The organism is Luteibacter yeojuensis (assembly GCF_000964085.1).
In the GTDB taxonomy this organism is placed as follows: Bacteria; Pseudomonadota; Gammaproteobacteria; order Xanthomonadales; family Rhodanobacteraceae; genus Luteibacter; species Luteibacter yeojuensis_A.
In genome coordinates this window covers 1-13,463 of sequence record NZ_JZRB01000044.1, presented here as the reverse complement: position 1 = coordinate 13,463, position 13,463 = coordinate 1, and the positions used below count along the sequence as shown (strand labels likewise).

Here is a 13,463-nt window from a genome sequence, read left to right as displayed (position 1 = left end):
CGGGCGTGCGGTGACATCGTCGTGTAACAGGTGAAACCCCCGTCAATCAATAAGTTGGGGCGCTGACCTGTGCCGGGACAGCAGCTGTGACGGGCAAATGGCAAAAAAGGGCAATGTGCATAAGTCAGAACTTGCAAGTGCCGATGCCGGCCGAAAGCGGCAAGTCACGGCGCTGTCATCGGCCGCCGGCATACTCCCCGACGTGCCCGGTGTCTCCCCGGCCCATGGCACGCCCGGGTTATCGACGCCCCTCCCTCGATAGATGGCCCATGACGGCGCGAGCGGCACTCGCGCCGTCTTTCTTTCTGGCGCCCTGCGCCTAGATGAGGCCGCGCTCGGCCATCGAGACAGGCTCCTTGGCGCCGACCACCACGTGGTCGATGAGCTCGACATCCAGCATCGCCAGCGATTCGCGCATCGTCCCGGTCATGAGAGCGTCCTCCTCGCTGGGCGTGGCATCGCCGGAGGGGTGGTTGTGAGCGAGGATGACGGCGCTGGCGTGGTGGCGGATGCACGCCATGACCAGCTGGCGCGGGAACAGCGTGGCGGCGTCGATGGTGCCCTGGGCCAGGATATCGAACGCGATGACCCGGCTGCGGGCGTCGAGGAAGATGCAGCCGATGGCCTCCGTTTTGAGGTGGCGCAGCCGCGCCTTGAGGAAATCGAAGCAATCCTCCACGCAGTAGATGGCCGGCCGGGCCTCCAGGCCCTCGCCGATGGTGCGGCGGGCCAGCTCCAGCGCCGCGACCAGCCGGGCCCGCTTCACCGGGCCCACGCCGTTGACGTGGGGCAGCTCCACCTCGCCCGAGAGCAGGTTGCCCAGGCTGCCGGCGGTGCTGAGCAGCGTGCGGCTGACACTGACCGCATCGACCCCGCGCGTGCCATGGCCGATGAGGATGGCGAGCAGCTCGGCATCGGTGAGGGCGCCGGCGCCCTTCTGCTGCAGGCGCTCCCGCGGGCGCTCGCGGACGGGCCACGCGCTGATGGGGCGGAGCGTGGCCGTGGCGGGTTCGCCGGCATCGGCCACCGTGGCGGGCTTGCGGCGCCTGGCGGGCTTGCGGGCCGCGGCGGCGGGGTCGGTGTGGGCAGGGGGCATGGTGCGATTCCTTCGACTGGGGCGCGGCGCGCGGGGGAGCACCCACGTTACGGTCGCGGTCCACCCGCTGACGATAGAAGAATTCTGAAAAATGGCTTCCGTTCGCCCACGCGGTTGCGTCGGGGAAATCCGTTAAGCTAGCCCGTCCCGCCGCTACGCCCGTTCCGCCATGACCCTCCGCCAGCGTCGCATCCTCATTGGCGTTACCGGCGGCATCGCCGCCTACAAGATCTGCGAGCTCGTGCGTCGCCTTCGCGACCTCGATGCCGAGGTCCGCGTCGTGATGACCGAGGGCGCCACGCATTTCGTCACCCCCACCACGTTCCAGGCGCTTTCCGGGCAGCCGGTGCGCGTGAGCCTGTGGGACGAGGCGGGCGAAGCGGCCATGGGCCACATCGAGCTGGCGAAGTGGGCCGAGCGCATCCTCGTGGCGCCCGCCAGCGCCGATACCATCGCCCGCCTGGCGCACGGGTTCGCGAACGACCTGCTGTCGACCGTCGTGCTGGCCACGGCGGCGCCGGTCTATGTCGCGCCTGCCATGAACCAACAGATGTGGGCGAACCTGGCCGTGCAGGCCAACGTGGGCACGCTGCGCACGCGCGGCGTGCAGGTGCTGGGGCCGGCCGATGGCGACCAGGCCTGCGGCGACATCGGCTCGGGCCGCATGCTCGAACCGCACGAGCTGCGCGACATCCTGGTGGCGTCGTTCGGCGGGCAGCGCCTGCGCGGCCGCCGCGTGGTGGTCAGCGCGGGCCCCACGTACGAAGACATCGACCCGGTGCGTTTCATCGGCAACCGCAGCTCGGGCCGGATGGGCTTCGCCGTGGCCGCGGCGGCGCGCGACGCCGGCGCCGACGTGACGCTCGTGGCGGGGCCCGTCGCGCTGCCCACCCCGCAGGGCGTGCGCCGCGTCGATGTGCGCAGTGCGCGCGAGATGCACGATGCGGTGCTCGCCGCCGCGAACGGGGCCGATATCTACGTGGGCGCCGCCGCCGTGGGTGATTACCGCCCCGCGGGCGCGGCCGCGCACAAGCTGAAGAAAACCGATGGCGAGCCGTTGCGCCTCGAGCTCACCGAGAACCCCGACATCATCGCCGCCCTCGCCGCCAGCCCCACGCATCCGTTCCTCGTCGGTTTCGCGGCCGAGACGCGCGATGTCGAGGCCTATGCCCGCGAGAAGCTCGCGCGCAAGGGCCTGGACATGATCGCGGCCAACGACGTGGGCGGCGGGCGCGGCTTCGAAGTGGCCGATAACGCCCTTCACCTCTTCTGGGCCGACGGCGACGTAGCGTTGCCCAGCGCGCCGAAGACCGCGCTGGCGCACCAGCTCATGGCCCACGTGGCCGATCGTTACCTTGCCACCCACGGGCCCCGTCCTTGATCGATATCGAACTGAAAATCCTCGACCCGCGCCTCGGCGACAGCATCCCGCTGCCCGAGCCGGCCACCGATGGCAGCGCCGGCATGGACCTGCGCGCCGCCGTGGAGGCGCCGGTGGTGCTGGCGCCGGGGCAGAGCCTGCTGGTGCCCACGGGCATGGCCATCCACATCGGCGACCCGGCCTGGTGCGCGCTGATCGTGCCGCGCTCGGGGCTGGGCCATAAGCAAGGGCTGGTGATGGGCAACCTGGTGGGCGTCATCGACGCGGATTACCAGGGCCCGCTGATGATTTCGGCCTGGAACCGCGGAACTGCCGAATTGACCATCGCGCCCGGGGACCGTATTGCGCAATTATTGCTCGTGCCCGTGGGGCGGGCACGGTTGCGGGTGGTGGAGGCGTTCGCGCCGTCGCATCGTGGCGAAGGCGGTTTCGGTTCCACCGGCGTCAACTAGGTTCAATCCGAGAGGGTAAGGGGAAACATGGCTCGGAAAGCAGGCGGCGCGGGGCGGGGGCCTCGCATGGATGCCAGGAAGCTCATCACGCTGGTGGTGGCTACCGTGCTCCTTGTCCTGGGCGCGTTCTGCGCCTGGCAGGCGTGGCTTATCGCCGATGAAGAAAGCGCGGCGGCCGACGTGCGTTCGGCGCAGGCCGAGCTCACGCGCGCGCTGACAGCCGATTACGCTGGCCTGCACCGCCAGTTCCAGGGCGCCCTGGCCGATCCGGCCGTGGTCGCGGGCATCGACGACCATGCCGCCGCCGCGGCGCGCCTGAAGGCGCTGCTGCCCGCTGCCGTGGCCATCGAGGTGTATTCGCCGGGCCTCGACGAAGTGGTGAAGGCCAACTATCGCGAGTTTGGTTATGCCAAGGCCGCCCAGCTCATGGCGGCGCTGGGCGCCACCGAGCCGCCGGTCGCCAGCACGCAATCGCAGGGCGCCGCGCGGCGCCTCAGCGTGGTGGAGCCCGTGCAGGCCGCGGGCGCCATGCGCGCGTGGGCATGGATCGAATACCCGTTCGATACGCTCGCGCAGCGTTTCAACGCCGCCTCGCCCCATGGCGGCCGCCTTGAGCTGCGCCAGGGCGATGGCCCCGACAGCCTCGGCCTTCTCGCCTCAGGCAGCGCCAGCGGTGAACTCGAGTCCGCCGGCCAGCATGTCGCGGGCACGGCGCTCTACGTGTACGCGGCCATGCCGCACGCCTTCATCATCATTCCGCATTCGGAGGTGCTCGCCGCGCTGCTCGCGCTGATCGGGCTCGGTGGCGGCGCCTTCCTGCTCTGGTCGCGCAGCCGGCCCGCCCCCGTCGTGGCGGCGGCGCCCGTCGCCGAAGAGATCCTGGTGGCGGATGTGCCGCGCAAACCGCGGCTGCCCGCCATCCCCACGGGCGATGCTGGCCTGGCGGAGGCGCCGGCCGCGCCGCCCGTGGCGGTCGCCGCGCCCGCCAGCGACACGGTCGACCCGGCCATTTTCCGTGCCTACGACATCCGTGGCGTGGTGGGCACCACGCTGACCGCGGCGGTGGCACGGCAGGTAGGCCAGGCCATTGGCGCGGCCATGAAGGAACGCGACCTGCACGAAACCGTGGTGGGGCGCGATGGCCGGCTCTCGGGTCCGGAACTGGCTGGCGCGCTGATGGATGGCCTGCGCGATGCCGGCGTCGATGTCATCGACCTGGGCCTGGTGCCCACGCCGCTCGTGTACTTCGCGGGGTTCCAGTACGGCACGGGGTGCGGCATCGCCGTCACCGGCAGCCACAACCCACCCGACCATAACGGTTTCAAGATCGTCATCGGCGGCGAGACACTCGCCGAAGACGCCATCGCGGATCTCTACCGGCGCATCCAGGCGGGTGGCCTGCCGACCGGCGGGCATGGCGCCTGGCGCGAGCAATCGGTCATCGATGCCTATGCCAACCGCGTGGCCGACGATGTCTCCACCCAGCGCCGGTTGAAGGTCGTGCTCGATGCCGGCAACGGCGCGGCGGGCGTGGTGGCCCCGCGGGTGCTGGAGGAAATCGGCTGCGACGTGGTGCCGCTTTACTGCGATGTGGACGGCCGCTTCCCGAACCACCACCCCGACCCGGCCGACCCGCGCAACCTGGGCGACCTCATCGCGGCCGTGCACACCATCGGCGCCGACCTCGGCATCGCCTTCGATGGCGATGGCGACCGCATCGGCGTGGTGACGCCCGCGGGCGAGATCATCTACCCCGACAAGCTGTTGATGCTGTTCGCGCAGGACGTACTTGCGCGCAACCCGGGCGCGACCGTCATCTACGACGTGAAATGCACGGGCCACCTGCGCCCCGTGATCCAGGAGGCCGCCGGCGTGCCGCTCATGTGGCGCACGGGCCATTCGCTGATCAAGGCGAAGATGCGCGAGACGGGCGCCGCGCTGGCCGGCGAGATGAGCGGGCATTTCTTCTTCGCCGACAACAACCGCTGGTATGGCTTCGACGATGGCGTATATGCCGCGGCGCGGCTGATGGAAATCCTGGCGGCCGACCTGGAGGACCGCAGCCCCGCGGCCATCTTCGACGCCCTGCCGAAGAGCGTCGCCACACCCGAGATCCGCCTGCCCATGGCGGAAGGCGCGGCGGCCCGCTTCATGGAGGCCTTCCGGGCCGGGGCGGCGTTTGACGACGCACGCGTGAGCACCCTCGACGGCCTGCGCGCCGACTGGCCCGATGGCTGGGGCCTGGTGCGTGCGTCGAACACGGCGCCGGCGCTCATGTTCCGCTTCGACGCGGATACCGCGAAGGCGCTCGAGCGGGTGAAAGAGGCGTTCCGCGCGCAACTCCGCGCCGTGGACGCGAAGCTGCAGCTGCCGTTCTGAGGCGCGGGCGGCCTAGCCGCCGTTCGCGTCCGCGCGTGCCTTGAGCTGGCGGTAGCGCACGATATCCGCTTCCATGGTGGCCTTGGCCGATGCCTCGGACGCCTGCTGGCGCTGCAGCGTGGTGCGCAAGCCGCTCACCGTGGCGCGCTGCTCGTTGATACGGTCGGTGAGGTACGGCGGCACCGGCTGCTTGGCGCGCTCGAGGTCGCCTGCGCGGTTGAGCAGGTCGGCCAGGGTCTTTTCCTGGCCGCGCAGGTTGATCTGCGTGGTGCCGACGGCCTGGTGATAATTATCGAGCTGCGACTGCCGGGCCGCGGCGAACGCCTGCTCGGTGGGGTAGGCGTTGAGCATCTGGGCATCGTCGCGGGCCCGCTGGTCGGCGATGGCCTTGGCGGCCGCCTGCTGGTCGGCCAGCTTCTTCGCCGCGGCGCGCTCGTCCGCTGTCAGCTGGCGGTCGACGTGCCGCACGACCATGCCCTGCGCATTGACGATGTCGTAGCCGGCCTTGAGGGCATCGGTGTTGAGGCTGTCGCTGAAGTACGACTGGCCGGACGCATCCTTCCAGCGGTACCTGTAGCCCTGGTTCGACGACGCCTGGTAGGCAATGGCCGACGTGGCCAGCAACAAGGCCGCACCCGCCATGATGTAACGCACTGCTCGCATGGTTTCCCCTCCTGTGGGCGGAGTATAGCCAGCGGCGATACCTTAACGGCGCCCGGCGGCCGGGCGCGTGACCGGGTCGTGGGTTTCGGTCAGCCCTTGACGCCGTATTCGGCACGGTAGGCGAGCAGGCGTTCATGTTCGGCCGCCAGCTCGGGGCGCTCGCCCGCGTAGGTGAGCACATCGGCCAGGCTGGCGATGGCGATGACCGGGATGCCGAACTGCGCGGCCACTTCCTGGGCGGCCGAGAGCTCGCCCTGGCCACGCTCCTGGCGGTCGAGCGCGATGAGCACGCCCGCCGGCTCGGCGCCCTGGGCACGGATGAGGTCGAGCGATTCACGCACGGCGGTGCCGGCGGTCATCACGTCGTCGACGATGAGCACGCGCCCTTTCAGCGGTGCGCCCACCAGGGTGCCGCCCTCGCCATGGGCCTTGGCTTCCTTGCGGTTGTAGGCCCAGGGCACGTCGCGGCCCTGCCCGTCGGCCAGGGCGATGGCGGTGGCCGCGGCCAGCGCGATGCCCTTGTAGGCGGGCCCGAACAACATGTCGAACGCCACGCCCGAGCGCACGGCCGCCGCCGCGTACGCGCGGCCAAGCCGGGCCAGCGCGGCGCCGGAATCGATGCGGCCCATGTTGAAGAAATACGGGCTCACGCGCCCCGATTTCAGCGTGAACTCGCCGAAGCGGAGCACGTCGCGGGCCAGGGTCAGTTCGATGAATTCGCGCTGGTAATCGTGCACGGCGTGGTCTCGGTGGAAGCAAAGGGCACCATGGTACCGCGCTATCATGGTCCCTCGCTGACTGGCACGAGACCCCATGCGCATTATTTCCCTGAACGCCAACGGCATCCGTTCCGCCGCCACCAAGGGCGTGTTCGAATGGCTCCGCCAGCAGGACGCCGACGTGGTGTGCCTGCAGGAAACCAAGGCGCAGGAGGCGCAGCTCACCGACCCGATGTTCCGGCCCGATGGGCACCACTGCTTCTACCACGATGCCCGCAGCAAAAAGGGCTACAGCGGCGTGGCCATTTATTCAAAGCGCGAGCCGGATGAAATCCGCACCTCGCTGGGCCGCGAGGATTTCGACTGCGAGGGCCGCTATATCGAAGCCCGCTACGGCAACCTCAGCGTGGTGTCGTTCTACATCCCGTCGGGCTCGTCGGGCGACGAGCGCCAGCAGTACAAGTTCCGCATTATGGAATGGCTTACCCCCATCTTCCGCGAGTGGGCCGCCAGCGGGCGCGATTACGTGCTGTGCGGCGACTGGAACATCGTCCACACGAAGGACGACATCAAGAACTGGAGTTCGAACCAGAAGAACAGCGGCTGCCTGCCCGAAGAACGCGCCTGGCTCGACCTGCTGTTCAAGGACATCGGCTGGGTCGACAGCTTCCGCGCGCTGAAGCCCGATGCCGTCGAGTACACGTGGTGGAGCAACCGTGGCCAGGCTCGCGCCAACAACGTGGGGTGGCGCATCGATTACCAGATCGTCAGCGCGGGGCTGCGCGAGCGCCTGCGTGGCTGCTCCATCTACCGCGACGAGCGCTTCTCCGACCATGCGCCGTTCACGGTCGACTATGCCGACTAAGCCCTCGCTGTGGCGGGCGTTCACCCAGCCCTCCGCGTGGACCATGGCGTTGCTCGGCTTCTCCTCGGGCCTGCCCTTCCTGCTGGTGGCGGGTACGCTGGCCTACTGGCTGAAAGAGAACGGCATCCAGCTGAAAGACATCACGATGATCGCGAGCGCGGGCATGACCTACGCGTTCAAGTTCGTCTGGGCGCCGCTGCTCGATCACTGGCAGCTGCCGCTGTTCCGCCGCCTGGGCCTGCGCCGGGGCTGGCTGCTGTTCGCGCAGTTGTGCGTCACGGCTGGCCTATTGGCCATGGCGGCGCTCACGCCCGCGCAGCTGCCGCTGTTCGTTGCCGCGACGCTGGTGGTGGCGTTCTTTGGCGCCACGCAGGATATCGCCGTGGACGCGTACCGCATCGAGATCGCCCCCGTCGAGGCACAGGGTGCCCTGGTGGCCACCTACTCGCTCGGCTACCGCATCGCGCTCATCGTCACGGGCGCGCTGGCGCTGATCATGGCCGACCACGTGGCGTGGCCCGTGGTGTACGTCGCCATGGCCGCGACCATGCTCATCCCCATCGCCACGACGCTGCTGGCGCGCGAACCCCGGGTGCAGCGCGAGCGCCCGCGCGGCTGGGCCGAGGCCATGCGCGAGAGCCTCGTCCACCCCTTCACCGATTTCTTCCATCGTTACGGCTGGGTGCTCGCCCTCACCACGCTGGCCTTCATCCTGCTGTTCAAGATCCCCGAGCAGGCGACCATTGGCGGCGTCATGAGCCCGTTCTACCGCGACATGGGCTTCGACAAGACGCAGATCGCCACGGTCACCAAGATCTGGGGCATCTGGGTCGGCATCGCCGGTACGTTTGTCGGCGGGGCCCTGGTGGCACGCTGGGGCGCGTGGCGGCCGCTGGGTGCGGCCATCGTCGTGGCCGGTGCCAGCAACCTGCTTTACTTGTTCCTTATCCAGCACCAGGGCAACGTCGCGGTGCTCACGGCGGTCATCTCGGCCGAGAACTTCACCCTGGGCATGCTGGGGCCGCCCACCGTGGCCTTCCTGTCATCGCTGGTGAACAAGCAACACACCGCCACGCAGTACGCCCTGCTCAGTTCCATGGTGAACCTGCCGGGCAAGGTGCTGGGCTTCTTCGCCGGTGGCATCGCCACCGCGCTGGGCTACCAGATGTTCTTCATCATTACCGTGGTCTCCCTGCTCCCCGCCATGCTGCTGTTCGCCTGCCTGTGGCCCCGCCACGCCGGCCGGGTGCCCGCCGACGTGAAGGCCTAGCCCGGCCGGCTACATGCACCCCTGCGGAACTTCTGTGTAAGATCAGGCTCACAGGGGGCATGGGCGCTACGGAGACTACGCACGTGCCAGATATCGTGGTGCGACACATCGACGAGCAGATGGCCGAGCGGATCAAGCATCTTGCCCGGGAACGCCGCTGGTCGATCAACGAGGTGATCCTGCACGCGTTGCGGCACGGGCTTGGCTTGAGCCCCGGCGACGTGTTCGGTGAACTGTTGCTGCAGCCCGGCGACATCGCCCACCTTACCGGTGCATGGGATGCCGACGAGACCGCCGCGTTCCAGGAAGCCCTCGCGGCACTGGCGCAGGCATCGCCGGCCTCGCTGTCCGAGGCCGCGAAGTTGCACGGCAGTACCCCTTTCGAGGAAGAGAAGGCCTAGGGCGCGGCGTACAGCGCGCCCAGCAGCCGGGGCCCCCGCGCCCCCGTCACCGCGGGCAGGTTCCCTGGCTCGCCACGCAGCCGGCGGAACGCCAGCCACGCGAAGCCCATGGCTTCCATGTAATCCGGGTCGATGCCGAAATCGCCGCTCGCGCGCAGCGCACGGCCTTCGAGCCGTGCCGCGATCGCGTGCATCAGCGCCGCGTTATGCACCCCGCCGCCACACGCGACGACGTCGGTGGCATCCGCCGCGTGGAGGCGGATGGCGTCGGTGATCGACACCGCGCTCAGCGCCATCAGCGTCGCCTGCACGTCCTCGGGCGCGAGCTCGGCCACGCGCGGATGCGCATCGAGCCAGGCCAGGTGGAAGTGTTCGCGGCCGGTGCTCTTGGGCGGCGGCAGCAGGAAGTACGCATCGTCGAGCAGCTCGGCGAGCAGATCGGGGTCCACGCTGCCGCTGGCGGCGAAGCGGCCGTCGCGGTCGAAGGCTTCGCCCTTGTGGCGCAGGCACCAGGCATCCATCAGCCCGTTGGCGGGGCCGGTGTCGAAGCCGGTGACGCCGCCCTCGGGCGTCAGCCGCGTGACGTTGGCGATGCCGCCCAGGTTCAGCACCACGCGGGCGCCGGCGTCGGGCCGCAGCACCGTGGCATGGAACGCCGGCACCAGCGGCGCGCCCTGGCCGCCGGCGGCGACATCGGGGCGGCGGAAATCGGCGATGGTGTCGATGCGCGCTTGCTCGGCGATGACCGAGGGGTCGCCGATCTGCAGGGTGAAGGGGTGTTCGCCGTCGGGGCGGTGGCGGATCGTCTGGCCATGCGAACCGATGGCGCGCACGTCGCCCGCGTTCACGCCGGCCTTCGCGAGCACGGCCTGCGCGGCACCGGCGAAGGCCTGGCCCACGGCGACATCGAGGCGGCCATAGCCGTCGAGGTCGAGGCGTTCCTCGTCCTGCGCCACGGCGAGGATGCGCCGGCGCAGGTTTTCTTCCCATGGATGCACGAGCCCCGCGACGAGCGCGGGGCGGGTGTCGGTGAAGCGGACCAGCGCGGCGTCGATGCCGTCCGCGCTGGTGCCCGAGATGAGGCCGAGGTACAGGCCGTCCGAGGCGTGGGGCATGGTTTTAATCGTCGCTGGTGGTGGCGTTCGGCGACTTGGCGGCGGCCAGCTTGTAGTTGCTGTCGAGCTGGTTGAGGCGCGCGAGCTGCGGGCCCACCACTTCCTTCTTGAACTTCGCCAGCTGCGCGGCCGGCAGCGGCTCGGGCTTCGGCAGGGTTACCGACTGCGGATCGCGCTGCACGTTGTTGACGCGGAATTCGTAATGCAGGTGCGGGCCGGTGGCGAGGCCGGTCATGCCGACGTAGCCGATGGTGGCGCCCTGGCTCACGTGCTGGCCGACGCGCAGGTTGGCGAAGCGCGACATGTGGCCGTATGCGGTGCTGATGGTGCCGTTGTGCTGGATGACCACGAAGTTGCCGTAGCCATTCATCCAGCCGCGGAACTTGACGACGCCATCGCCGGCGGCATGGATGGGCGTGCCGGAGGGCGCGGCGTAGTCGACGCCCTTGTGCGCGCGCATCTTGCCGAGGATGGGGTGCATGCGGCCCGCGCTGAACTGCGACGAGATGCGGGTGAAGTCGACGGGGATGCGCAGGAACGAACCGGCGAGCGGGCGGCCCTCTTCGCTGAAGTAACCGACCTTGCCGTCGGCGTTCTTGAAGCGATAGGCGGTGTAGCGCTTGCCCTGGTTCACGAACTCGGCGGCGACGATGTCGCCTTCGCGCAGGTACGCGCCATCGCTGTACACGTCGTCGTAGATGACGGTGAAGCTATCGCCCACGCGCAGGTCCTGCACGAAGTCGATGTCGTACTTGAAGGCTTCCGCCAGCTTCAACACCATGGCGTTGCTCATGCCGGCCTTCGACGCGGCGGCGAACAGCGAACCATCGATGCTGCCGTGCGCGATGTGCTCGCGGCGCTGCACGTCGCGCACCTGCGTGGTGAGCTTCGCCGCATCGCCATCGAGGCGCAGCGTGGCGATGGTGGCTTCATCCTTGTCGAAGCGCACGCCCTTCAGTGCGTGGTCGCCGCCGATGAGGAACTGGAATTCCTGGCCCGGCTTGATCTGGTGAAACACCTTGGTGCCGCCCGCGCCGTCGATGACGTGCTGCAGGTCGGTCATGTTGAGGCCCTGCGCCAGGAAGATGTCGGCGAGGGTCTGGCCTGCCTCGACCTGCACCGTCTGCCATTCCTCGGTCGGCACGAGCGGCTTGATGGTGGCCGGGTCCATCTTCGGCACGGCGATGGAAACGGTGTTGTGCGGGATATCGCTTGCGATGGCGGCGACGGCGATGGGCGCGCCGGTGAGCTTGCGCGCGGTGCCCGCCGGCGTGGCGGTGATGCGCGACGACTTCATGGCGCCGGCCCACGCGGGGATCACCAGCGCGGAAAGGATGACGAGCAGGAACGCGGTGCCGGCAAGGATCCAGCGCTCGCGCGACCAGCTCAGCGGCTCGGACGATGCGTTGCGGCTGAACGACCAGTGCGCGGCGCGATTGTCATAGAAGTGCGAATGGCGACGCTGCGCCTTGCGGCGAATCGCCTGCTTGCGCGCACTATGCTGCGCGCCTCGAATCTGATCACCCATTGTCTTTCTTGTATCCGCTCGCCCCGTGTTGTCGCGTACCATAACGGCCTCGTGCAAAAGACGTCAACGCCTTTCACATCAAGGCTTTGCATCGCAACATGCGGTTAACGCACAATTAACCGCCACGCCTTCTTCACTAACATTTGTGAAGCAGGGCAAACCCATACATACGTACGTAAACAAGAGAGTGAGCATGAACGACCTGCAGCAGTCGCTGGCGCTGATCGCGCGCGGCGCCGACGAGATCATCAAGAAGGAAGACCTCGAGGCGCGCCTCAAGCTGGGGCGCCCGCTGCGCATCAAGGCAGGCTTCGATCCCACCGCGCCCGACCTGCACATCGGCCACACCGTGCTGCTCAACAAGATGCGCCAGTTCCAGGACCTGGGGCACCAGGTCATCTTCCTCATCGGCGATTTCACCGGGATGATCGGCGACCCGACGGGCAAGAACGCCACCCGCAAGCCGCTCACCCGCGAGGATGTGCTCGCCAATGCGGAAACCTATGCCGAGCAGGTCTACAAGGTGCTCGACAAGGAGAAGACCGAGCTGCGCTTCAATTCCGAGTGGTTTGGCAAGATGGGCGCGGCTGACATGATCCGCCTCGCGGCCCAGCACACGGTGGCCCGCATGCTCGAGCGCGACGATTTCGCCAAGCGCTACAAGGGCGAGCAGCCCATCGCCATCCACGAGTTCCTCTACCCCCTGGTGCAGGGCTACGACTCCGTGGCCCTCGAGGCCGACGTCGAGCTGGGCGGCACCGACCAGAAGTTCAACCTCCTCATGGGCCGCGGCCTGCAGGAGCACCATGGCCAGGCGCCGCAGGTGGTCCTCACCATGCCGCTGCTCGAGGGCCTGGATGGCGTCAACAAGATGTCCAAGTCGCTGGGCAACTACATCGGCATCAACGAGCCGGCCATCGATATCGTCACGAAGACCATGAAGATCGGCGACGACCTCATGTGGCGCTGGTTCGAGCTCCTTAGCTTTGAGGTCTCGCTCGACGAGCTGGCGCGCATGAAGGCCGAGGTGGCCGCCGGCGCCAACCCCCGCGACGCCAAGCTGCGCCTGGCCCGGGAGCTGGCCGCGCGCTTCCACGATGCCGCCACGGCCGAGCAGGCCATCGCGGGCTGGCACGCGGTGGTCACGGGGCAGGGCGATACCAGCCTGTTGCCCCTTTCCGATATCCAGGCCCCCGCCGAGGGCTTCCGCCTGGCCGCGCTGCTGACGGCGGCAGGCGTCACGCCGAGCAATTCCGAGGCGAACCGCAAGCTCAAGGAGCGTGCCGTGCGCATCGATGGCGAGGTGGTGGAGGACGCCGCGCGGGTCTTCACGGCCGGTTTCGAGGGCGTGCTCCAGGTGGGCAAAAGGAACTTCGCCCGTATCCGCCTGATTTAACGGCGCTTTCAAAAAAAGTTCACAAAAGGGGTTGCGGCCCCTTCTGAAATCCGTATTATTCGCCTCCCCGCTGACACGGAACGCGCTTCGCGAACGGTGTCCAAGGTCTTCGGATCCGGCAGCAACCTCGAAAATTTCTTCTTCGCAGGGTGTTGACAGAAACGAAATTTGATCTAGAATGGGCGGCTCACTCAGGAC

Annotated in this window: 12 protein-coding genes; 7 read left to right on the top strand and 5 right to left on the bottom strand. The window is 68.5% G+C overall.

Features of this window, described 5'->3' with window-relative positions:
- Nucleotides 1-319: 319 nt before the first annotated feature.
- Nucleotides 320-1,096 (bottom strand): RadC family protein, encoded by a 777-nt coding sequence (gene radC, locus VI08_RS16755; RefSeq protein ID WP_084621585.1) that lies wholly within the window; start codon nucleotides 1,094-1,096, stop codon nucleotides 320-322.
- A gap of 169 nt (nucleotides 1,097-1,265) precedes the next feature.
- Here radC and coaBC point away from each other — a divergent pair, with 169 nt between their 5' ends.
- The 3 genes from coaBC (at nucleotide 1,266) to VI08_RS16740 (ending at nucleotide 5,308) form a co-directional block, all read left to right on the top strand.
- The gene (gene coaBC, locus VI08_RS16750; protein WP_045830770.1) at nucleotides 1,266-2,477 is read left to right on the top strand and encodes a bifunctional phosphopantothenoylcysteine decarboxylase/phosphopantothenate--cysteine ligase CoaBC; all 1,212 of its coding nucleotides are present in this window, start codon (nucleotides 1,266-1,268) and stop codon (nucleotides 2,475-2,477) included.
- Entirely contained in the window at nucleotides 2,474-2,929 is a 456-nt protein-coding gene (gene dut, locus VI08_RS16745; protein ID WP_045830769.1) for a dUTP diphosphatase, read from the top strand. Before coaBC ends, dut begins: the two co-directional genes overlap by 4 nt.
- A gap of 66 nt (nucleotides 2,930-2,995) precedes the next feature.
- A complete protein-coding gene (locus VI08_RS16740; protein ID WP_198148983.1) occupies nucleotides 2,996-5,308 on the top strand; it encodes a phosphomannomutase/phosphoglucomutase in 2,313 nt (770 codons plus the stop codon).
- A gap of 12 nt (nucleotides 5,309-5,320) precedes the next feature.
- On the opposite strand, the gene VI08_RS16735 is transcribed toward VI08_RS16740, so the two are convergent.
- Nucleotides 5,321-5,971: a hypothetical protein gene (locus tag VI08_RS16735; RefSeq protein ID WP_045830767.1), complete on the bottom strand. Its 651-nt coding sequence runs from the start codon at nucleotides 5,969-5,971 to the stop codon at nucleotides 5,321-5,323.
- A gap of 89 nt (nucleotides 5,972-6,060) precedes the next feature.
- Nucleotides 6,061-6,708: an orotate phosphoribosyltransferase gene (pyrE, locus tag VI08_RS16730; protein WP_045830766.1), complete on the bottom strand. Its 648-nt coding sequence runs from the start codon at nucleotides 6,706-6,708 to the stop codon at nucleotides 6,061-6,063.
- Between the two features lie 76 nt (nucleotides 6,709-6,784).
- Here pyrE and VI08_RS16725 point away from each other — a divergent pair, with 76 nt between their 5' ends.
- The 3 genes from VI08_RS16725 to VI08_RS16715 all read left to right on the top strand — a co-directional run bounded on the left by VI08_RS16725 (nucleotide 6,785) and on the right by VI08_RS16715 (nucleotide 9,226).
- Complete coding sequence (locus tag VI08_RS16725; protein WP_045830765.1) at nucleotides 6,785-7,555, top strand: exodeoxyribonuclease III; 771 nt, start codon at nucleotides 6,785-6,787, stop codon at nucleotides 7,553-7,555.
- A complete protein-coding gene (locus tag VI08_RS16720) occupies nucleotides 7,545-8,825 on the top strand; it encodes an AmpG family muropeptide MFS transporter (protein WP_428992165.1) in 1,281 nt (426 codons plus the stop codon). Before VI08_RS16725 ends, VI08_RS16720 begins: the two co-directional genes overlap by 11 nt.
- Before the next feature lie 83 nt (nucleotides 8,826-8,908).
- Nucleotides 8,909-9,226, top strand: coding sequence for a ribbon-helix-helix protein, CopG family (locus tag VI08_RS16715; RefSeq protein WP_045830763.1), 318 nt, complete (start codon nucleotides 8,909-8,911; stop codon nucleotides 9,224-9,226).
- Here the strand turns inward: VI08_RS16715 and VI08_RS16710 are convergent.
- Nucleotides 9,223-10,341 (bottom strand): anhydro-N-acetylmuramic acid kinase, encoded by a 1,119-nt coding sequence (locus VI08_RS16710; protein ID WP_045830762.1) that lies wholly within the window; start codon nucleotides 10,339-10,341, stop codon nucleotides 9,223-9,225. The two genes, VI08_RS16715 and VI08_RS16710, sit on opposite strands and share 4 nt — an antisense overlap.
- A 4-nt stretch (nucleotides 10,342-10,345) precedes the next feature.
- On the bottom strand, nucleotides 10,346-11,869 hold the full coding sequence (locus tag VI08_RS16705) for an OapA family protein (RefSeq protein WP_045830761.1): 1,524 nt from the start codon (nucleotides 11,867-11,869) through the stop codon (nucleotides 10,346-10,348).
- A 193-nt stretch (nucleotides 11,870-12,062) separates the two neighbouring features.
- Here VI08_RS16705 and tyrS point away from each other — a divergent pair, with 193 nt between their 5' ends.
- Nucleotides 12,063-13,265, top strand: a complete 1,203-nt coding sequence (gene tyrS, locus VI08_RS16700; protein WP_045830760.1) for a tyrosine--tRNA ligase — start codon at nucleotides 12,063-12,065, stop codon at nucleotides 13,263-13,265.
- Nucleotides 13,266-13,463: the final 198 nt, after the last annotated feature.

Excerpts from the sequence above, each read along its gene's own strand:
- VI08_RS16705 (WP_045830761.1), bottom strand. The coding sequence starts at position 11,869 with ATGGGTGATCAGATTCGAGGCGCGCAGCATAGTGCGCGCAAGCAGGCG.
- radC (WP_084621585.1), bottom strand. The coding sequence starts at position 1,096 with ATGCCCCCTGCCCACACCGACCCCGCCGCCGCGGCCCGCAAGCCCGCC.
- VI08_RS16740 (WP_198148983.1), top strand. The coding sequence starts at position 2,996 with ATGGATGCCAGGAAGCTCATCACGCTGGTGGTGGCTACCGTGCTCCTT.
- VI08_RS16725 (WP_045830765.1), top strand. The coding sequence starts at position 6,785 with ATGCGCATTATTTCCCTGAACGCCAACGGCATCCGTTCCGCCGCCACC.
- coaBC (WP_045830770.1), top strand. The coding sequence starts at position 1,266 with ATGACCCTCCGCCAGCGTCGCATCCTCATTGGCGTTACCGGCGGCATC.
- tyrS (WP_045830760.1), top strand. The coding sequence starts at position 12,063 with ATGAACGACCTGCAGCAGTCGCTGGCGCTGATCGCGCGCGGCGCCGAC.
- VI08_RS16735 (WP_045830767.1), bottom strand. The coding sequence starts at position 5,971 with ATGCGAGCAGTGCGTTACATCATGGCGGGTGCGGCCTTGTTGCTGGCC.
- VI08_RS16720 (WP_428992165.1), top strand. The coding sequence starts at position 7,545 with ATGCCGACTAAGCCCTCGCTGTGGCGGGCGTTCACCCAGCCCTCCGCG.
- VI08_RS16710 (WP_045830762.1), bottom strand. The coding sequence starts at position 10,341 with ATGCCCCACGCCTCGGACGGCCTGTACCTCGGCCTCATCTCGGGCACC.